General features: G+C 69.0%; 18 protein-coding genes and 1 tRNA gene. 8 read left to right on the top strand and 11 right to left on the bottom strand.

Annotation, left to right across the window (positions count from 1 at the left end; genetic code table 11):
• Positions 1-49: 49 nt before the first annotated feature.
• Genes AC5677_RS18520 through AC5677_RS18510 form a run of 3 tightly spaced genes read right to left on the bottom strand, consistent with a single transcriptional unit; the run spans position 50 to position 2318 of the window.
• A complete protein-coding gene (locus AC5677_RS18520; protein WP_497196116.1) occupies positions 50-1492 on the bottom strand; it encodes a helix-turn-helix domain-containing protein in 1443 nt (480 codons plus the stop codon).
• The gene (locus AC5677_RS18515) at positions 1489-2067 is read right to left on the bottom strand and encodes a sigma-70 family RNA polymerase sigma factor (protein ID WP_497196115.1); all 579 of its coding nucleotides are present in this window, start codon (positions 2065-2067) and stop codon (positions 1489-1491) included. The genes AC5677_RS18520 and AC5677_RS18515 overlap by 4 nt, the downstream gene beginning before the upstream one ends.
• The gene (locus tag AC5677_RS18510) at positions 2064-2318 is read right to left on the bottom strand and encodes a hypothetical protein (protein ID WP_497196114.1); all 255 of its coding nucleotides are present in this window, start codon (positions 2316-2318) and stop codon (positions 2064-2066) included. Before AC5677_RS18510 ends, AC5677_RS18515 begins: the two co-directional genes overlap by 4 nt.
• Before the next feature lie 336 nt (positions 2319-2654).
• On the opposite strand from AC5677_RS18510, the gene AC5677_RS18505 reads away from it, so the two are divergent.
• Complete coding sequence (locus tag AC5677_RS18505; protein ID WP_497196113.1) at positions 2655-3350, top strand: VC0807 family protein; 696 nt, start codon at positions 2655-2657, stop codon at positions 3348-3350.
• A 243-nt stretch (positions 3351-3593) separates the two neighbouring features.
• On the opposite strand, the gene AC5677_RS18500 is transcribed toward AC5677_RS18505, so the two are convergent.
• Positions 3594-3667: transfer RNA gene (locus tag AC5677_RS18500), tRNA-Gly, on the bottom strand.
• A gap of 553 nt (positions 3668-4220) precedes the next feature.
• Here AC5677_RS18500 and dcd point away from each other — a divergent pair.
• From dcd to AC5677_RS18485, 3 genes are all read left to right on the top strand, one after another.
• On the top strand, positions 4221-4796 hold the full coding sequence (dcd, locus tag AC5677_RS18495; RefSeq protein ID WP_497196112.1) for a dCTP deaminase: 576 nt from the start codon (positions 4221-4223) through the stop codon (positions 4794-4796).
• 41 nt (positions 4797-4837) lie between these two features.
• Complete coding sequence (locus AC5677_RS18490) at positions 4838-5335, top strand: phosphoribosyltransferase (protein WP_497196111.1); 498 nt, start codon at positions 4838-4840, stop codon at positions 5333-5335.
• A 177-nt stretch (positions 5336-5512) separates the two neighbouring features.
• A complete protein-coding gene (locus AC5677_RS18485; RefSeq protein WP_497196110.1) occupies positions 5513-7138 on the top strand; it encodes a ricin-type beta-trefoil lectin domain protein in 1626 nt (541 codons plus the stop codon).
• A gap of 84 nt (positions 7139-7222) precedes the next feature.
• Here AC5677_RS18485 and AC5677_RS18480 read toward each other — a convergent pair whose 3' ends face one another.
• The 4 genes from AC5677_RS18480 to AC5677_RS18465 all read right to left on the bottom strand — a co-directional run bounded on the left by AC5677_RS18480 (position 7223) and on the right by AC5677_RS18465 (position 12147).
• On the bottom strand, positions 7223-8188 hold the full coding sequence (locus AC5677_RS18480; protein ID WP_497196672.1) for a Yip1 family protein: 966 nt from the start codon (positions 8186-8188) through the stop codon (positions 7223-7225).
• Positions 8189-8299: 111 nt separating this feature from the next.
• Positions 8300-8803, bottom strand: a complete 504-nt coding sequence (locus AC5677_RS18475; protein ID WP_497196109.1) for a GNAT family N-acetyltransferase — start codon at positions 8801-8803, stop codon at positions 8300-8302.
• A gap of 112 nt (positions 8804-8915) precedes the next feature.
• Positions 8916-9722, bottom strand: coding sequence for a trypsin-like serine peptidase (locus tag AC5677_RS18470; protein ID WP_497196108.1), 807 nt, complete (start codon positions 9720-9722; stop codon positions 8916-8918).
• 157 nt (positions 9723-9879) lie between these two features.
• Positions 9880-12147: a (Fe-S)-binding protein gene (locus AC5677_RS18465; RefSeq protein ID WP_497196107.1), complete on the bottom strand. Its 2268-nt coding sequence runs from the start codon at positions 12145-12147 to the stop codon at positions 9880-9882.
• A 326-nt stretch (positions 12148-12473) separates the two neighbouring features.
• Between AC5677_RS18465 and dnaK the strand changes: the two genes are divergently transcribed.
• From dnaK to AC5677_RS18445, 4 genes are read left to right on the top strand one after another with little or no spacing between them, the layout of a single operon-like run.
• Positions 12474-14330: a molecular chaperone DnaK gene (gene dnaK / locus AC5677_RS18460; RefSeq protein ID WP_497196106.1), complete on the top strand. Its 1857-nt coding sequence runs from the start codon at positions 12474-12476 to the stop codon at positions 14328-14330.
• A complete protein-coding gene (gene grpE, locus AC5677_RS18455) occupies positions 14327-15001 on the top strand; it encodes a nucleotide exchange factor GrpE (protein ID WP_497196105.1) in 675 nt (224 codons plus the stop codon). Before dnaK ends, grpE begins: the two co-directional genes overlap by 4 nt.
• A gap of 45 nt (positions 15002-15046) precedes the next feature.
• A complete protein-coding gene (gene dnaJ / locus AC5677_RS18450; protein ID WP_497196104.1) occupies positions 15047-16222 on the top strand; it encodes a molecular chaperone DnaJ in 1176 nt (391 codons plus the stop codon).
• A 1-nt stretch (position 16223) separates the two neighbouring features.
• A complete protein-coding gene (locus AC5677_RS18445; RefSeq protein ID WP_403500357.1) occupies positions 16224-16679 on the top strand; it encodes a heat shock protein transcriptional repressor HspR in 456 nt (151 codons plus the stop codon).
• Positions 16680-16782: 103 nt separating this feature from the next.
• Here the strand turns inward: AC5677_RS18445 and AC5677_RS18440 are convergent, their stop codons facing one another.
• From AC5677_RS18440 to AC5677_RS18430, 3 genes are all read right to left on the bottom strand, one after another.
• Complete coding sequence (locus tag AC5677_RS18440; RefSeq protein ID WP_497196103.1) at positions 16783-17187, bottom strand: hypothetical protein; 405 nt, start codon at positions 17185-17187, stop codon at positions 16783-16785.
• A gap of 497 nt (positions 17188-17684) precedes the next feature.
• Positions 17685-18089, bottom strand: coding sequence for a pyridoxamine 5'-phosphate oxidase family protein (locus AC5677_RS18435; RefSeq protein ID WP_497196102.1), 405 nt, complete (start codon positions 18087-18089; stop codon positions 17685-17687).
• Between the two features lie 57 nt (positions 18090-18146).
• A complete protein-coding gene (locus AC5677_RS18430; protein WP_497196101.1) occupies positions 18147-18728 on the bottom strand; it encodes a Uma2 family endonuclease in 582 nt (193 codons plus the stop codon).
• Positions 18729-18836: the final 108 nt, after the last annotated feature.

Raw genomic sequence — 18836 nt, 5'->3', positions numbered from 1 at the left:
CCCCACCCACCGCGCCGCCGCCATCCGAAGGAATTGCCGGGCGGGCCGCTCAGCTTGCCATGATGAGCAGCTCCTCCAGCGCCTCGACGGCTTTTGCGGCCGGTGCCGGCGTGAGACCCCACCCGTATGAGGGGGTGCCGCCGGTCGCCGTTTCCGGAACATCGCCGATGCCGCCCCCGCGCGCCGGGGAGGCTCCGGCAGCCCAGGCACTCGGGGGCCCGGAGGCCTGTTCCTCAACGAGCCGGTCCAGAAGATCGACGGTCGCATCAACGGATGTGGCATGGCAGGCGAGCCGATCGAGGATGTGCAGCTGACTCGCCACTTCCTCGCGACGGTTGACGTAGACACCTCCCGACAGCTGCTCGAAATGGACGATATCCGGGCAATCCGCATCATCGAAGCGCAGGATGGTGACGGGATGCCCGGGAGCCGCGGGACCTTGTGTGCACGGCAGGACCTGCAGGGCGACATTCGGCCGTCGCGCCATCGTCCTCAGATGCGCGAGCTGTTCGCGCATCACCTCGGCACCGCCAAAGGACCGTTGCAGCACGGACTCATCCACGACGGCCCAGAGCTGCGGCGCGTTCGGCCGGGTCAGGACCTGTTGCCGACGCATACGCACCGACACCCGCCGTTCGATCTCGCCCGACGACGCCTCCGGGTATTCCTTGCGGGTGAGCGCCGCAGCGTAGGCCGGCGTCTGCAGCAGTGCGGGAACGAACTGAACCTCGTAGGTGCGGATCAGGGAGGCGGCCTGCTCGAGATCGATGTGCGTTTGGAGCCGGTCCGGCATCACGTCCGAGTAGGCATGCCACCACCCCGTCTCCCCACTGCCTCGTGCGAGCTCGGCGAACTGGTCCAGGAGCTGTGGATCGGTGACCCCGTACAGCGCCAAAAGCCGCGGGAGATCTCCCTCCTTGATTGCGGCCCGCCCACACTCCACCCGGGACACGTAGGGAGCAGAACGGTGAACGGCCGCCGCTGCCTCGTGCATACGCAGCTCCGCGGCCTGGCGCAGGCGCCGCAGCTGAGCGCCCAGCAGAATGCGCTGGACGGTCGGCCCCCCTCGTAGCCGGGACCGCCGGAGGCCGTCACCGCCCGCCGCCGCAGGTGCCGGCCCCGCCGACGGGACGAGCCGACACGGCTCGCCCGGTACGTCCCCACCGGACTCCGCAGGCCCCGAAGCGCCGGAGACCTCATCAGCGCCGGAGATCTCATCGAGCAGACGTTGCGCTCCGCTCACGCGGTACCTGGCGGCCGTGCGCAGCCAGCGCACCGCTCGTTCCGGTCGCCCTTGCTCCCAGTGCTCCACGCCCAGGGCGTAAGCGTCATGGCCGAGTTCGTCCCGTTCGGCTCGGAGCTCCAGAGCGGCGCATTGCTCCGGAGTCAGGGCGTCGAGATCACGCATGACCGCCTCGAAGCCGCACGCCGGCGAGCGCGTTCCGCCGACCTCTCGGCCTGCCTCTCCGCCGGGGTTCTCGTCATGGGTCATCGCGTGCCACCTCCTACGGGGGGCTGGTAGGTCTCCAGGGACGGTGTCGTCCGCAGCGCGGCAAGCGCCCGTTGCACCAGCTTCTTCACCCCGTCGTCACTGATCCCCATGAGCCTGGCGGTCTCCGGTACCGAGAGGCGATCGAGGTAGTGCAGCCCCATCGCCTCACGCTGTCTGGCCGGTAACCACTCCAGCGCCCGCTGAAGATCGATCCTCTGCTCGGCATCTCCCACGGCGTCCGGCGTCATGGCGCCGGCGAGTTCCTCCAGGTCGGGCGGATCCGTCGGCTCCGCCGTTCCCCTGCGGGCCCAGAAGTCGGCGATCCGGCAGCGGGCGCTGCAGTACAGGGCGACCGCCGGCTTCTCGTAGGAGGCGAGGTAGTGGTCATAGCGAAGGAAGAAGCCGCGCCAGATCTCCTGACAGATGTCCTCGGCGTCCCCGTGATCGGGCACCCGGCGTATGACGAACCGCCAGAGCCGTGGCTGCTGAGCCAGGTAGAAGTCCCGCATCGCCTCGCGCCGGCCCGCCCCTTCCCCGCACGGGGCATCGGCCGCGTCGTGTCCTGTAGGGCTCACCGGACGGCGACGCCGCCCGCCGGGACGCCTCCCGGACGGCAGGCGCCACCGCCAGGCACGCCGACCTCCACCGACCACTCGCCGTCACCGACGCGCTGGCGGGCCGACACCACTCGATCGCTGCGTGCGATCACCTCGGCCACCACGCGCATCGTCCGTTGCTGCTCACGCGTGCGGAGGGTCCTCGCGGCCAGGACGCCCAGGTACAGCACGCCCGAGACCACTGCCGTCACATCCGTCGGTCCCATCATCGGCGGTCCCACTGCTCCTTGCCCTCGATGAATCGCATCACCCTCTACATCAGCCGACGGCGCGGAACCGGGTACGCCGACCGCCAAGATTCTTTGCACGGGGCACGGCGGAGCCCCTTCCCGGGCGGGCGACGCTCGACGGGGCCTCGCCGACACCAACTCCACACGCCACGCGACGCCTCGGACGTAACTCACGCGACGCCGCCGCGATGTGGTGCCCACCGCCCGCGTGACGTGCACGCATGACATTTGTACTGCCCGACCCGGGACAGTCGGACCTGCCGGTGCCTCGTCATCGCGCGAAGAATGGGTTTCGTCCTGAGGAGGAACGAGACCATGAACATGCGGACGCCGGCGAGCATCGCCGAGAAGAGCCCGGTGCCGACCGGTGAAGCGGCGGCTTCGCGGGCGGGCGAATCGGCAGCCGGCCGACGACGCACTCCCAGCCGGGAAATGGTCCGTACGTTCCTCGGGGATGTGGCGCTTCCGCTCGGCCTCTACTACGGCCTACGCCTGGCGGGCGTGAACCAGTGGTTGGCGCTCGCAGTGAGCAGCGTGGTGCCCGTCGTCCAGCTGATACGGCGGCTGGCGACCGAACGCCGGGTCAGCGGGCCGACGTTGTTCACCCTGAGCCTCACGGCGTGCAGCGCCGCGGTAACCCTGCTCACCGGTGATCCGCGGCTTCTCCTGGCCAGGGAGAGCTACTTCACCGCGATCCTGGGGCTATGGATGGCCGGCTCCGTTCCCACCCGGCGCCCCTTCGTGTACACGGCGACCGTCAAACTTCTCCCCGACGCCACCGCCCGCGAGTGGGAAGCCAGGTGGGAAGAGTCACCCGGCTTCCGACGAACCATGCGCATGATGACCGGTGCCTGGTCCGCGGCCTTCCTGCTGGACTCCGCGGCACGCGTGGTGATGGCCTACACCCTGCCGGTCGACCTGGTCCCGATACTCAGCTCCGCCCTGCTGGTCGCGATGCTGATCATCGTGGTACGGCTCGGCAAGGCCTACGGAAAGCGTCGACTGGCCTGATGACCGGGGCCCCACGGCGACCGCACCCGCCGAGCGGGAGGGACCGCCAGGGGCGATCCGCGAACAGGCCAGGACGGTTCGCAGCGGAGATCCCTCCTCCGGCCCGCAGCTTCAGGGATCACGGTCCAGGGTCGTCGCCGATGCCCCACCGGACAGGCCACTAGCGGTGCGCCAGGGGCGCGATGCCCCGCAATCGGCCTGGACAACAAACAAGGCCCAGGTCGCTGACCTGGGCCTCAACTATGGAGCGGGTGACGGGAATCGAACCCGCGCTCTGAGCTTGGGAAGCTCATGTTCTACCATTAAACTACACCCGCGTGATTCGCTCGGATGCGGAGCGAAGCATCGTCGCACACTCTACCCCATGACCGCCCGTCGGTGTATTTGCCCTTTCCGGGTGCCTGGGAGGGGCGCCATCGGAGGTCGCGCGGGGTGGCGTGGGACACGGTCGCGGGGGTGGGATGCGGCTGCGGGGCGCGGGAGTTGGGGCGTACGGTTGGGGCTCGGAGTGCCGCGTGTGAGCGCGCCCAGTTCATCCCCTAATGTGGCTTTTGTTGTCCACGCAGTTGGGAGAGGGACTTGATGGAGCGCACCGTCGTACGTTGTGCCGAGGGCCACGTGTTCAGCACCGCTTCGTTCCCCATGCAGACCACCGACCGGCTCGGCCCGGGGCGGTTGCTGCGTTGCCCGCGCTGCGCTCGGCTGCGGCAGTCGGTGCCCGTGGGGTACGCGAAGCGGTAGCGACGGAGCAGACGCACCGGGAGCGGTAGCAGGAGCAGTACGGGAGTGAAGTGAAGTGGGCCCGGTCCCCTCGGGGGGCCGGGCCCTCGCCGTGCGGCGGGGGTGGTGCGGGCGCGTATCCTCGTCTGCGTGCTTCTCTCAGACAAGGACATCCGGGCCGAGATCGACGCTGGTCGGGTGCGCATCGACCCCTATGACGAGTCGATGGTGCAGCCGTCCAGCATCGATGTGCGCCTCGACCGTTACTTCCGGGTGTTCGAGAACCACCGCTACCCGCACATCGACCCCGCCGTCGAGCAGGCCGACCTGACCCGGGAGGTCGTTCCGGAGGGGGACGAGGCGTTCATCCTGCACCCGGGCGAGTTCGTGCTGGCCTCGACGTACGAGGTCATCACTCTGCCGGACGATCTCGCGTCGCGGCTGGAGGGGAAGTCCAGCCTCGGCCGGCTGGGGCTGCTGACGCATTCGACCGCCGGGTTCATCGACCCCGGGTTCAGCGGGCATGTGACGCTCGAGCTGAGCAATGTCGCGACGCTGCCGATCAAGCTGTGGCCGGGCATGAAGATCGGCCAGCTGTGCATGTTCCGGCTGACGTCGCCGACCGAGCACCCGTACGGCAGTGAGCGGTACGGCTCGCGCTACCAGGGGCAGCGCGGCCCGACCCCCTCCCGGTCGTTCAAGAACTTTCACCGTACGCAGGTCTGAGCCGCGGCCGCGCAAGACGACAGAAGGTCTGAGAGAAATTCATGAGTGACGTACGGGAGAACCTGACCTACGAGCGGTTCGGCGGGGCGATCCGGGAGCTGGCGCAGACGATCGCCGACGACGGGTACGAGCCCGATGTCGTGCTCTCGATCGCGCGCGGTGGCGTGTTCGTCGCGGGCGGTCTGGCGTACGCGCTGGACTGCAAGAACATCCACCTGGTGAATGTGGAGTTCTACACCGGGGTGGGGACCACCCTGGAGATGCCCGTCATGCTGGCGCCGGTGCCGAACGCGATCGACTTCTCGCAGAAGAAGGTCCTGATCGCCGACGACGTGGCGGACACCGGAAAGACGCTGAAGCTGGTGCACGACTTCTGCCAGGGGACGGTGGCCGAGGTCCGCAGCGCGGTGATCTATGAGAAGTCGCACTCGCTGGTGAAGTGCGAGTACGTGTGGAAGCGCACGGATGAATGGATCAATTTCCCGTGGAGCGTCGAGCCGCCCGTGGTGCGGCGCGAGAATCAGGTTCTTGACGCCTGAGTGCCGAGTGATAGCCGGGTGATACCCGACTCCGGCTTTTTGTCAGGGAGTTGAGCGACGGGCTGCCCGTCGCTGTGACCGCTTGCGCGGCTTTCGGCCAATACCGTTCCGGGTGTTCCACCGGTGACTACCTCCGAGTAGAAACCGGCGGTAACAGCAGACCGGAGGGGAGGCCCAATGGTGCGTGCGGGATGGTTGGGACGGTCGGGTTCACCGGGATCGGCGCGTAGGCCGGTACGGGAGAGACCGCCAAGACGGGCGAGGTGGGCGGGCAGGTCCGGATGGCCGGCCCTGTGGGCGGCGGTGGGTGCGGTCGGCCTGGTGGTGGGCGGGACCGGTGGGGCCACGGCGGCGCCCGTCGGGCCGGCGGGCCATTCGGCCACCGTGGCCGGGAAGCCGCTGCCGCCCGAGTTGGAGAAGATCCGGGCCGCGGAGGCCACCAAGCTGTACGGCGACCCGGCGGAGCGGCCGGTCGGGGAGCGGAAGACCTCGCTGATCTCGCTGGGCGACAGCGAGATCTCGGGGGAGGGCGTCGGGACGTACGAGCCGGGTACCGACGGGCCCGGCAATTGGTGTCACCGGTCGCCGGATTCCGCGATTCACCGGACGGGCATCGCGGCGGATGTGACCTATAACGTCGCCTGCTCGGGGGCGTACAGCGGGAATATCCGGATCGGCGGCAGCAAGCAGTATCCGGATGAGCTGGTGCAGAGCGACAATCTGGCGATCAAGGCGCGCAATACACGGCTGAAGATGGTGCTGCTGGTCGCCGGGGCCAATGATGATCTGCAGTTCGGGCCGGTGATGACGGACTGCGTCGAGCGCTGGTTCCTGCTGCAGGGGACCTGCGAGCCGAAATACCAGCCGGGGTGGCAGGCGCGGGTCGACGGACTGGTGCCGAAGGTCGAGCAGACGGTGAACGATCTGCGGACCGTGATGCGCGACGCGGGATACGCGGACGGCGACTACAAGCTCGTGGTGATGTCGTATCCGAGCCCGATCGGCCCGGATGTCGAGGACAATCCGCAATTCCCCGGGAAGATCCCGGGCGGCTGTACGGGATACACCTCGGATGCCGGGTGGGGGCGTAATGCCGCGGTGCCCGCATTCGAGGCGGGAACGAGAAAGGCCGCGCGGGACACCGGGGCGCTCTACCTCGATGCCTCGCGGCTCTTCCACGGGCACGAGGTGTGCATGGAGGACGCCTGGGCCCGGGGGCTGTACGTCAATGTCTCCAATCCCTTCCCGCCGGACGCGAATTCGGTGCGGCAGTCGTTCCATCCCAATGTCCGCGGGCACGGCGCGTTCGCCTCGTGTCTGACGCAGCTGTACGCGGCGTCGGGGCTGCGGGAGGCGTCGTGCGCCGATCCGGCGAGCACCGGGCAGCCCAAGCTGTACCCGGGGGCCTGGGACGACGCGTACTGGCCGCTGAAGAATGCCGGAACGGGCAGCTGTGTGGACGCCACCGGCGCATCGAGCCGTAATGGGACGGCGGTCACCGGCTGGGACTGCAACGGGCAGCGGAACCAGAACTGGTGGTACGACCCGGACGCCGCCCGCCGGTCCGTGCACGTGGGGCTGACCCAGGACCGGTGCCTGGACGTGCCCGGCGGGAAGTACGAGCCGGGGGCCGCGCTGGTGCTGTGGAACTGCTCGGGGGCGGCCAACCAGCAGTTCGTACAGGCCGGCGGCGGGGTGATCCGGCCGGCCGCGGCGGGCTCGCTGTGTCTGACGCTGGCCGGGGCGAAGGAGCCGCTCCGGCTGCAGAAGTGTGACGGCTCCGCCGGGCAGAACTTCGCCTGAGGTCCCGCAGGCGTCCGGAGACGCGAAGGGCCCCGCCACACGAGGTGTGGCGGGGCCCTTCGGCGGTATGCGGCCGGGGGACGGTCAGAGCGTGCCGAGCTTCAGCAGGGCCAGCAGCGCGACCAGCTGGATGGCGGAGGCGCCGAGCGCCTTGGGCCAGGGCAGGTCGTGCGACTTGCTGACCATGGTGGTGAGCAGGAAGCCGGTCGCGAGCCAGGTCAGCCAGCCCAGGACCTGGACGAGGCCGCTGTCGCCGCCGAGGAACATGGCGAAGAGCAGACGGGGTGCGTCCGTGATCGTCATGATCAGCATGGTCAGGCCGATGGTCGGCGCCCAGGCGCCGTCGCCACCGAGCTGGCGGGCCAGGGTGTGCGTGACCGTGCCCAGGATCAGGCTGCCGATGATGAACATCGCGGCCGTGATCAGCACCCAGGGGATGCTCTGGGAGAGGGTGGCGTTGAGCACATCCTCGCGGGCCTTGTCGAAGCCGAAGACCGCGAGCAGGCCGTAGACGAAGGTGACGGTCAGCGCCGGGCCCCACACCGTGTGGTCCCGCATCTGCCAGAACGTGGGCGTGGGACGCAGCACGATGCCGGACAGCAGCTGCTTCCAGTGCAGCCGGGGGCCGGCCGGCGGCGCGGCGTTCTGGCCGGAGCGGTACGTGCCGCCGTCGGCGTACTGGCCGTCGGGGCCGTGGCCGGGGCCGTTGTCGTACTGGTCGGGGTAGGGGCCGTATCCGTCGGAGCCGTAGTCCGCGGCCTCGCCGATGCTGAACTGGCGGGTGCTGCCCGGGTTGTTGTCCTGGGAGTACGGCGCATGTGCCGACTGCTGCGGGTCGTAGCCGCCGTCGCCGAAGTACTCGGGCTCGCCGCCGCCCTGGGGCCGCCCCTGAGGGCCGCCGCCGTACTGCTGCGGCGGCGCCTGCCACTGCCCGTGCGGAGGCGGGGGCTGCTGCCCGTACGGCCCTTGCTGCCCGTACGGAGCCTGCTGCCCCTGCTGCGCCTGCTGCTGCCCGTCCTGCGCGGAGCGGGGATCCCGTCCGCGACCCATCCTGAATCCAGCCACGCCTTCGAAAGTACCTGGTCCGTGGGGATTCGGTGGCCGACCACGGAGAGTGGGCGGGGGTTTGCTGCCGAGCTGTGACATCCCCTAGGGGAACGGTCAGGGGGATCCCGGAGGAAAGGGCGGGGTGGGCGTCCATCTGAGGGTCAGTTCCGGGAGGTTTTCCATGTTGCCGCTGCCGTCGTCGGTGGCGATGACCTGGAAGCCGTGGTGGGCGTAGAAGGCGCGGGCATCGGTGTTGAGCCGGAAGACGTGGAGGGTCAGGCCCGTGGGGCTCAGCCGCTGGGCTTCGGCGAGGAGGAGCGTGCCGATGCCGCCGCGGCGGACGTCCGGGCGGAGGTAGAGCTGGTCGAGGAGGTCGCCCTGTACGGCGGCGTAGCCGAGCAGCTCCGGGCCGCGGGCCGCGACCACGGTGCGGCACTGCGGCAGCACGATCTCCCGGATCCAGCGGGTGACTTCGTCGTGGGAGCGCTGCTGGGGCGGGAGGTAGGGCATCGTGGCGCGGCGCGAGGCCTGGTGGAGGGCGGCGATGCCGGGGGCGTCGGTGGGGGCGGCGGGGCGGATGCGGAGGGGCGGGGCGGGAGGTACGGGGGCGGCGTCCATGGGGTCATGGTTGGGGCGGGGCGGGCCGGGGGCAACCGGATTCCGGTGGGTGCGAAGGGGCGGCGGGTGAGGAAGTGCCCGTCGGCCGGGGCGTGTTGAAGATGATGCCCCGTCAGGCCCGTGCGGCCCGCTCGTACAAGGCGCGGGCGCGGCGGTCGAAGAGCACGGCGACCGACTCGCGGTCGGTGTCGCCGCCGCTCAGTACGCCGATGAGCCGGCCGGGCCGGGCGGCGCCGCCGTGGTCGGCGAGCCAGGGGCCGCCGCTGGTGCCGGGCCAGAAGCCGGGGCAGGTCATGCGGACCATGTACGGCTCGTCGGGGTCGCGGCGGGTGCGGGTGGTGCAGGAGACGGGGCGGTTGCGGGGGTTGTGGTCCTCGTCGGGGTAGCCGATGACGGTGACCCGGCGGCGCGCGGACGAGGACCAGTCGGGGGCCGCGGCGCCGACGACGTCCTGGAGGCTGCGGCCCGCCTTGTCGGGGGCGACGGTCAGGAACGCGTAGTCGCCCCGGTCGTCGTTGTCGTCCTTCCACAGGGTGCCGACGTGGATGGCGGTGACCTTCCACTTCCCGTACGGGTAGCGGCCGGGGGCGGCTCCGGAGAACTGCGGAGCGAAGCGCAGATCGCCGTCGAAGAGCCCCGGCTCGTAGCCGTCCTCCTTGTCCTCCTTGTGGAAATACACGCAGTGGGCCGCCGTGGCGATCACATTGCCCCGGGGGCTGTCGACCACGCTCGCCGTGCACCAGTGGTCGTTGTCGCTGGTGAGGACGCCGACGAAGGGAAGGCGCGAGGGGTGGCCGGCGGCCGGGCGCGACGGTGCCGGGGAGCCGCACCCGGCGAGGAGGGCCGCCAGGAGGAGGGCGGCCGGCAGGCGGGTGGCCAGGAGGCGGGCGCGAAGGGGACGGGGGGTGTGCGTGTGCATGGGGTGTGTCGTGTCCTGCCGTGTGCCCGATGGTGCGGAGCGGCATTCCCGCCCTTCCTGCCAAGAGGCCGGGAGGGCGGGACGGGTTCCCTGTCCCGCAATGCCGACGGCCGGCCCCGCGCGCAGCGGGACCGGCCGTATCGGCGAGCGAGCGGTGCTACTTCACCGGCTCGGGCTCCGGGGCGTCCTCGGACTCCGTGTCGCCCGTCGGGTCGACCGGGGTCTTGACGGAGTCCAGCAGGAGCTGGGCGACGTCGACGACCTGGATGGATTCCTTCGCCTTGCCGTCGTTCTTCTTGCCGTTGACGGAGTCGGTGAGCATGACGAGGCAGAAGGGGCAGGCGGTGGAGACGATGTCCGGGTTGAGGGAGAGGGCCTCATCGACGCGCTCGTTGTTGATGCGCTTGCCGATGCGCTCCTCCATCCACATCCGGGCGCCGCCGGCGCCGCAGCAGAAGCCGCGCTCCTTGTGGCGGTGCATCTCCTCGTTCCGCAGGCCCGGCACCTTGGCGATGATCTCGCGCGGCGGGGTGTAGACCTTGTTGTGGCGGCCCAGGTAGCAGGGGTCGTGGTACGTGATCAGACCCTCGACCGGGGTGACGGGGATGAGCTTGCCCTCGTCGATGAGGTGCTGGAGCAGCTGCGTGTGGTGGATGACCTCGTACTCGCCGCCCAGCTGGGGGTACTCGTTCGCGATGGTGTTGAAGCAGTGCGGGCAGGTGGCGACGATCTTCTTCGACGACTTGGGCTTCTTCGTCGACTCGTCCTCGTCGTCCTCGCCGAAGGCGGCGTTCAGCGTCGCGACGTTCTCCGCGCCGAGCTGCTGGAAGAGGAACTCGTTGCCGAGGCGGCGGGGCGAGTCACCGGTGCACTTCTCGTCGCCGCCCATGATCGCGAACTTCACGCCCGCGATGTGCAGCAGCTCCGCGAAGGCCTTGGTGGTCTTCTTGGCGCGGTCCTCCAGGGCACCAGCGCAGCCGACCCAGTACAGGTACTCGACCTCGGTGAGGTCCTCGACGTCCTGGCCGACGACCGGGATCTCGAAGTCGACCTCCTTGGTCCAGGCGAGGCGCTGCTTCTTGGCCAGGCCCCAGGGGTTGCCCTTCTTCTCCAGGTTCTTCAGCATCGTGCCGGCCTCGCTGGGGAAGCTGGACTCGATCATGACCTGGTAGCGGCGCATGTCGACGATGTGGTCGATGTGCTCGATGTCGACCGGGCACTGCTCGACGCAGGCGCCGCAGGTGGTGCAGGACCACAGCACGTCCGGGTCGATGACGCCGTTCTCTTCGAGGGTGCCGATCAGCGGGCGCTCGGCCTCTTCGAGAGCGGCCTTCGGGACGTCCTTGAGCTGCTCCTCGGTCGCCTTCTCCTCGCCCTCCACGGTCTTGCCGCCGCCCGCGAGCAGGTACGGGGCCTTGGCGTGTGCGTGGTCGCGCAGCGCCATGATCAGCAGCTTGGGGGAGAGCGGCTTACCGGTGTTCCAGGCGGGGCACTGCGACTGGCAGCGGCCGCACTCGGTGCAGGTGGAGAAGTCGAGCAGGCCCTTCCAGGAGAAGTGCTCGACCTGGGAGACGCCGAACTGGTCGTCCTCGCCCGGGTCCTCGAAGTCGATCGCCTTGCCCTCGCTGGTCATCGGCTGCAGCGCGCCGAGCGCCACATCGCCGTCCGACTCCCGCTTGAACCAGATGTTGGGGAAGGCCAGGAAACGGTGCCAGGCCACGCCCATGTCGGTCTTCAGGGCGACCGTGATCATCCAGATGAAGGACGTCGCGATCTTCAGGCCGGCGAAGAAGTACGTGAGGTTCTGGAGCGTCGCGACGTCCATGCCCTCCAGCCACGAGACGACCGGGTACGAGATGAAGAACGAGCCCTCGTAGCCGTCCACGTGGTGCTGGGCGCCCTCCAGGGCGTGCAGCATGAAGATGCAGACGCCGACGATGAGGATGACGGCCTCGACGAAGTACGCCTGGCGGAAGTTGGAGCCGGCGAAGCGGGACTTGCGGCCCGCCTTGTTCGGCTTGGACAGCTGCCGGATGACGATCAGGGTCAGGATGCCGAGCGTCGTCATGGTGCCGAGGAACTCGACGAAGATGTTGTACGGCGTCCAGTCACCGATGATCGGCAGGATCCAGTCGGCCTTGAAGAGCTGTCCGATGGCGTTGACGATCGTCAGCAGCAGTGAGAAGAAGCCCACCGCCACGAACCAGTGCGCCACTCCGACGACGCCCCAGCGGTTCATGCGGGTGTGGCCGAGGAATTCCTTGACCACGGTGACGGTGCGCTGCGTGGGGTCGTTGGTCCGGGAGCCGGCGGGCACGGGCTGGCCGAGCTTCACATAGCGGTAGATCTGTGCGATGGCACGGACGAACAGTGCGACGCCCACCACGATGAGGACCAGCGACACGATGATCGCGGCGAGTTGCATGGATGGCTCCTCGGGCCTGCGAGAGCGGGGAACTACTGGGAATTACTGCGATTACTAAGCGGTAACTTTTCGGGTCTGCGCTGAGAGTACCCAGTATCCGCCGCCCCATGAAGCCGCCCAGCCGGTGATCTGCGTCGCGCAGGCAACCCTCGGTGCCGTATCGGGCGTCGGGCAACCCTTTCCGCCGCGCCGACGTCCTTGCATACGCGCTGGTGAGGATAAGGCCCGTATAAAAGTTGAGCGGACTCGACTCAGCTCTGTTGACAGGTTTTCCTCGGTGTTGCACTCTTGAGCCTGTTCCACTCAAGTCAGCTGGAGGAATTGAAATGGCACGTGCGGTCGGCATCGACCTGGGCACGACGAACTCCGTCGTCAGTGTTCTCGAAGGCGGTGAGCCCACCGTCATCACCAACGCCGAGGGCGCCAGGACCACGCCGTCCGTTGTCGCCTTCGCCAAGAACGGCGAGGTGCTGGTCGGCGAGGTGGCCAAGCGCCAGGCGGTCACCAACGTCGACAGGACCATCCGGTCGGTCAAGCGCCACATGGGCACCGACTGGAAGATCGACATCGACGGCAAGGGCTTCAACCCGCAGCAGATGAGCGCCTTCATCCTGCAGAAGCTCAAGCGTGACGCCGAGTCGTACCTGGGCGAGAAGGTCACGGACGCGGTCATCACCGTTCCTGCCTACTTCAACGACTCCGAGCGCCAGGCCACCAAGGAGGCCGGCGAGATCGCGGGCCTGAACGTCCTGCGCATCGTCAACGAGCCGACGGCGGCCGCCCTGGCCTACGGCCTCGAGAAGGAAGACCAGACCATTCTGGTCTTCGACCTCGGTGGCGGCACCTTCGACGTCTCGCTGCTGGAGATCGGCGACGGCGTCGTCGAGGTGAAGGCCACCAACGGTGACAACCACCTCGGTGGTGACGACTGGGACCAGCGCATCGTCGAGTACCTGGTCAAGCAGTTCAGCAACGGCCACGGCGTCGACCTGTCCAAGGACAAGATGGCCCTCCAGCGCCTGCGTGAGGCCGCTGAGAAGGCGAAGATCGAGCTGTCCTCGTCCACCGAGACCTCGATCAACCTGCCCTACATCACCGCCTCCGCCGAGGGCCCGCTCCACCTGGACGAGAAGCTCACCCGGGCGCAGTTCCAGCAGCTGACCGCGGACCTCCTCGAGCGCTGCAAGACGCCGTTCCACAACGTCATCAAGGACGCGGGTATCAACCTGTCCGAGATCGACCACGTGGTCCTGGTCGGCGGCTCGACCCGTATGCCGGCCGTCGCCGAGCTCGTCAAGGAGCTGACCGGCGGCAAGGAAGCCAACAAGGGCGTCAACCCGGACGAGGTCGTGGCCATGGGCGCCACCCTCCAGGCCGGTGTCCTCAAGGGTGACGTCAAGGACGTCCTCCTGCTGGACGTCACCCCGCTGTCCCTCGGTATCGAGACCAAGGGCGGCATCATGACCAAGCTCATCGAGCGCAACACCACGATCCCGACCAAGCGGTCCGAGATCTTCACGACGGCCGAGGACAACCAGCCGTCCGTGCAGATCCAGGTCTACCAGGGTGAGCGCGAGATCGCGGCGTACAACAAGAAGCTCGGGATGTTCGAGCTGACCGGTCTGCCGCCGGCCCCGCGTGGCGTCCCGCAGATCGAGGTGTCCTTCGACATCGACGCCAACGGCATCATGCACGTGACCGCCAAGGACCTGGGCACGGGCAAGGAGCAGAAGATGACCGTCACCGGCGGCTCCTCGCTGCCGAAGGACGAGGTCGACCGGATGCGCCAGGAGGCCGAGCAGTACGCGGACGAGGACCACAAGCGCCGCGAGGCCGCCGAGGCCCGCAACCAGGGCGAGCAGCTGGTCTACCAGACCGAGAAGTTCCTCAAGGACAACGAGGACAAGGTCCCCGGTGAGGTGAAGACCGAGGTCGAGACCGCCGTCGGCGAGCTGAAGGAGAAGCTCAAGGGCGAGGACACGGCCGAGATCCGCACCGCCACGGAGAAGGTCGCGGCCGTCTCGCAGAAGCTGGGTCAGGCCATGTACGCCGACGCCCAGGCCGCGCAGGCCGCCGGTGGTGCCGAGGGCGCCCCCGCCGGTGAGCAGGCCGAGGCCGCCGACGACGTCGTGGACGCCGAGATCGTCGACGACGAGAAGCCCAAGAAGGACGGTGCCGCGTGACGGAGGAGACCCCGGGCTTCGACGAGAAGCCTGACGTCCCCTCTGACGCCGCTCCCGAAGACGCGGCGCAGGAGGCCGGGTCCGCCGACAAGGCGGGCTCGGCCCCGGCCGGGGACGCCAACGAAAGCATCCAGGATGTGGCCGTGACGGCGCAGCTGGACCAGGCCCGTTCGGCGCTCAACGAGCGCACGGCGGACCTCCAGCGGCTCCAGGCGGAGTACCAGAACTACCGCCGTCGGGTGGAACGGGACCGGGTCACGGTCAAGGAGATCGCCTCGGCGAACGTCCTGTCCGAGCTCCTTCCCACCCTCGACGACATCGGCCGCGCCCGCGAGCACGGCGAACTGGTCGGTGGTTTCAAGTCGGTGGCCGAATCGCTGGAGGCCGTGGTCGCCAAGCTGGGTCTGACCCAGTTCGGCAAGGAGGGCGAGCCCTTCGACCCGACGATCCACGAGGCACTGATGCATTCGTATGCACCGGATGTCACGGAGACCACGTGCGTGGCGATCCTGCAGCCCGGGTATCGCATCGGTGAGCGAACGATCCGCCCCGCGCGGGTCGCCGTTGCCGAGCCGCAGCCGGGTGCGCAGAGCGCCAAGTCCGGATCCGAGGACGACGCCAAGGGCGCCAAGGCCTCGGACGAGGAGAGCGGTGGCCCGGAAGAGGGCTGACGTGGGGACACACAAGGAAATCGCGCGGAAGGAGGGACGTCGGGGATGAGCACCAAGGACTTCGTCGAGAAGGACTACTACAAGGTCCTCGGCGTCCCGAAGGACGCCACCGAAGCGGAGATCAAGAAGGCGTACCGGAAGCTCGCCCGCGAGAACCACCCGGACGCCAACAAGGGCGACGACAAGGCCGAGGAGCGCTTCAAGCAGATCTCCGAGGCCAATGACGTCCTAGGCGACCCCAAGCGCCGCAAGGAGTACGACGAGGCGCGGGCGCTGTTCGGCAACGGCGGCTTCCGGCCGGGCCCCGGCGCCGGCGGTGGCAGCTTCAACTTCGACCTGGGTGACCTCTTCGGAGGTTCCCAGGGCGGGGGCCAGGGTGGCGGCGGCTTCGGCGGCGGCCTCGGGGACGTCTTCGGCGGCCTGTTCAACCGGGGCGGCGCGGGCACCCGTACGCAGCCCCGGCGCGGACAGGACATCGAGTCCGAGGTGACGCTGAGCTTCACCGAGGCGGTCGACGGGGCCACGGTCCCGCTGCGGATGTCCAGCAAGGAGCCGTGCAAGTCCTGTGCGGGCACCGGCGACAAAAACGGTACGCCGCGGGTCTGTCCGACCTGTGTCGGCACCGGCCAGGTCAGCCGGGGCGCGGGCGGCGGCTTCTCGCTCACCGACCCGTGCGCCGACTGCAAGGGCCGGGGCCTGATCGCCCAGGACGCCTGCGAGGTCTGCAAGGGCAGCGGACGCGCAACGAGCGCCCGCACCATGCAGGTACGCATCCCCGCCGGCGTCTCCGACGGGCAGCGCATCCGGCTGCGTGGCAAGGGCGGGCCGGGCGAGCAGGGCGGCCCGGCGGGCGATCTGTATGTCGTCGTGCATGTCCATGCCCATCCGGTCTTCGGCCGCAAGGGCGACAACCTCACCGTCACGGTGCCGGTCACCTTCCCGGAAGCCGCGCTGGGCGGCGAGGTCAAGGTGCCGACGCTGGGCGGCCCGCCGGTCACGCTGAAGCTGCCGGCCGGCACCCCCAACGGACGCACCATGCGCGCCCGGGGCAAGGGCGCCGCCCGTAAGGACGGCACTCGGGGCGATCTGCTGGTCACCATCGAGGTACAGGTCCCCGGGGACCTGAGCGACAAGGCGAAGGAATCGCTGGAGAACTATCGCGAGGCGACCGCGGGATCCGACCCGCGGGCGGAGCTGTTCCAGGCCGCGAAGGGAGCTTGAGATGGACAGCCGGGGCGGGCAGCGTCGTAACCCATATGAACTGACCGAAGAGTCGCCGGTGTATGTCATCTCCGTCGCGGCTCAGCTCTCCGGCCTGCATCCGCAGACCCTGCGCCAGTACGACCGGCTGGGGCTGGTCTCGCCCGACCGCACGGCCGGGCGGGGCCGCCGCTATTCGGCCCGGGACATCGAACTCCTCCGTACGGTGCAGCAGTTGTCCCAGGACGAGGGCATCAACCTCGCGGGCATCAAGCGCATCATCGAGCTGGAGAACCAGGTCGCGGCCCTTCAGCAGCGGGTCGCCGAGCTGCAGGGCGCCCTGGAGGGCGCGGCCAGCGCGATGCAGCAGCGGGAGGCGGCGGTGCATGCCTCGTACCGCCGCGATCTGGTGCCGTATCAGGATGTGCAGCAGACCAGCGCGCTGGTGGTGTGGCGGCCCAACAAGCGCTCCGAGTAGGGCCGTTGGCCGTAGGCATGACGAGGGCCGGGGTGCGATGCACCCCGGCCCTTCGTCGTCCGTGCGGATCGTGGTCCCTGCGGATCGTCGTCCGTACGGGGCCTCAGCAGCCGTTGTATCCGGCGGTCGGCATCGACAGCCGCCGGTGCACATGCGACTTCATCGCCAGGGTGTAGACCGGCTCGTCGAGGTCGGCGATCTCCAGGCGTACGCCCGCCGCAGCGCAGCGCGCGCTGAATTCATCGGCCCCGTCGATGGCGTTCTCCAGCGCCCGGCGGTTGGGCGCCACGAACACATCGACCAGGCCGTCCTCGACATCGCTCCACAGCGCACTGTGGTCGGCGCGCAGCTGATGCAGGCTGAGCCGGCAGGTCAGGCGGTAATCACGGGCTGCCGCCCACTGTTTGCACATGTCGTGCTGACTGCGGTCGTCGACCAGGAACGGATCCTCGTCCAGCTCGGACAGCGGCATCAGGCAGGCGATCGCCGTCACTCGGACCGGGTTCATCGTGCCCTCCGGGGCGTGGCGACTGTGGGGGCGACGATACCCCCGCAGACGCCCCGGGGTGGAGGGGCGGTACCGGGCGGCGAGGCATAGCCGCAGGCGTGGCAGATCTTCCAGCCGTCCTGGTTGATGGCGAGCTGGCCGCCGCACCGGGGGCAGAGTTCCGCGCGTGGGTGCGGAGGGGTGACTGCCGGGCGGCGGGGAACAGGCCGGGGAACGGTCGTTGCGGTGCACAGCACCTGCGCCATGCGGGCCTCCAGCTGCCGTCTTGTGCTCGAAGGAGGGCCGAGAAGGTCCGCTTGGGTGCGGAACTGTTCCATTCCTGCTCGGTGCCTGCCGTTTCTCTTCTCCTGGGTACCAGGTGAAGACAAGATGGCGGGCGCGGAGCGTCCGTTTTCGGCCAGGCCCGGACGGGGGATGTCCCGGGGAGTGTCCGTGGGTCGTCCGTACGGGGGCCGTGCGGGGGTCCGTACGAGGGCAGTGTGGGGTCCGTATGGGGCTCAGGCCCGCCCCATCGCCCTGGTCACGGCGATCTCGATCATGACGCGGTCGGGGTTCGGCTCCGGCGTACGGCGGTACCGCTCGGCGTACCGGCTCACCGCGTCGGCCACCGACTCGGCATCCGTACGCACCCGGGCGATCCCCTCCAGCGTCGCCCAGCGGCCGCGGTCCACCTGGCACACCGCGACGGCGGCGCCGGCGGCGCCGGCGGCGAGGATGTTCTTGACCTTGGTGCTGTCCTTGCGCGTGATGATCCGCGCGATCCGCTGCCCGGCGTCGTAGGTGACGCCCACCGGGACGACATGCGGGGTCCCGTTCGTACGCAGCGTGGTCAGGGTCGGCATCAGGTACTCGCCCCAGAAGGCGAGGTACTCGGGCGTGAGGGCGTTGAGGTCGTGGGCCATGGGGGCAAGGGTAGGCCCGCGTTCCTCAGGGCTTGCGGGCCGTTGCGGAAATGAGAGTCAGAGGAAGTCGGTGGTCTCCAGGCCGAAGGAGAAGGGGGCGGGGAGGGGGACGGGTTTGCCGAAGGGAACTGTGGTGCTGCCCACGTAGTCTTCTGCGGAAGGCTCGCTGAACAGCGTCACCGTGGACCTGTCGCGGTCGACGAGGAGGTAGAGCGGAATACCGGCGCGGGCGTAGGCGCGCCTCTTGCCCTCGCGGTCGTTACGGGGCCTGGTCGATGTCGCCTCGACGACCATGGCGACGCCGTCGCTGGGCATCCAAGGAGGCGCGCCTCGAAAGATCCGCCGGGCGCGCGGCGCGATGGTGGCGTCGGGGATCACGTGGTCAGCGGGCTGGTTGTCCGCTGCGGACAGTACGAGTCCCTTGTGGCCGGACCATTCCATGTCGGTTGCCGACTCCCGTAGCACCTGCCGGTTGACCGTGCTCAGGTAGTCCTCGTGATCGCCGTCCGGTGGCGGTGTCACAACAATCTCCCCCTCGATGAGCTCGGCCCTGAAGCCGGTCGGAGTTTCCAGGGCCAGAAAGCCCTCCAGGAGGGTGTCGTCCTGCGTGTGCAGGGGCTCGTGCGCCATAGCCGTCATGCTGCACCTCCTCGTGGTCGAAGGCCAGTGTTACCGGCTGTGGTCGGCAGCGAAGGTGCGTTCGCCCTCGTTCACCCGTAGGCGTGAGATACAGCCTTGAGTGGAATA

Source organism: Streptomyces sp. JLSY215 (genome assembly GCF_059682825.1).
This window is presented reverse-complemented; position numbering and strand designations above follow the sequence as displayed.

What these genes read in the sequence shown, in the direction of transcription:
- AC5677_RS18505 (WP_497196113.1), top strand. Translation starts at nt 2,655, where the DNA reads ATGAACATGCGGACGCCGGCGAGCATCGCCGAGAAGAGCCCGGTGCCG.
- AC5677_RS18435 (WP_497196102.1), bottom strand. Translation starts at nt 18,089, where the DNA reads ATGGCCCACGACCTCAACGCCCTCACGCCCGAGTACCTCGCCTTCTGG.
- AC5677_RS18520 (WP_497196116.1), bottom strand. Translation starts at nt 1,492, where the DNA reads ATGACCCATGACGAGAACCCCGGCGGAGAGGCAGGCCGAGAGGTCGGC.
- dnaJ (WP_497196104.1), top strand. Translation starts at nt 15,047, where the DNA reads ATGAGCACCAAGGACTTCGTCGAGAAGGACTACTACAAGGTCCTCGGC.
- AC5677_RS18470 (WP_497196108.1), bottom strand. Translation starts at nt 9,722, where the DNA reads ATGCACACGCACACCCCCCGTCCCCTTCGCGCCCGCCTCCTGGCCACC.
- AC5677_RS18440 (WP_497196103.1), bottom strand. Translation starts at nt 17,187, where the DNA reads ATGAACCCGGTCCGAGTGACGGCGATCGCCTGCCTGATGCCGCTGTCC.
- AC5677_RS18485 (WP_497196110.1), top strand. Translation starts at nt 5,513, where the DNA reads ATGGTGCGTGCGGGATGGTTGGGACGGTCGGGTTCACCGGGATCGGCG.
- dnaK (WP_497196106.1), top strand. Translation starts at nt 12,474, where the DNA reads ATGGCACGTGCGGTCGGCATCGACCTGGGCACGACGAACTCCGTCGTC.
- AC5677_RS18475 (WP_497196109.1), bottom strand. Translation starts at nt 8,803, where the DNA reads ATGGACGCCGCCCCCGTACCTCCCGCCCCGCCCCTCCGCATCCGCCCC.
- AC5677_RS18445 (WP_403500357.1), top strand. Translation starts at nt 16,224, where the DNA reads ATGGACAGCCGGGGCGGGCAGCGTCGTAACCCATATGAACTGACCGAA.
- AC5677_RS18480 (WP_497196672.1), bottom strand. Translation starts at nt 8,188, where the DNA reads ATGGGTCGCGGACGGGATCCCCGCTCCGCGCAGGACGGGCAGCAGCAG.
- AC5677_RS18490 (WP_497196111.1), top strand. Translation starts at nt 4,838, where the DNA reads ATGAGTGACGTACGGGAGAACCTGACCTACGAGCGGTTCGGCGGGGCG.
- AC5677_RS18465 (WP_497196107.1), bottom strand. Translation starts at nt 12,147, where the DNA reads ATGCAACTCGCCGCGATCATCGTGTCGCTGGTCCTCATCGTGGTGGGC.
- AC5677_RS18510 (WP_497196114.1), bottom strand. Translation starts at nt 2,318, where the DNA reads ATGATGGGACCGACGGATGTGACGGCAGTGGTCTCGGGCGTGCTGTAC.
- AC5677_RS18430 (WP_497196101.1), bottom strand. Translation starts at nt 18,728, where the DNA reads ATGACGGCTATGGCGCACGAGCCCCTGCACACGCAGGACGACACCCTC.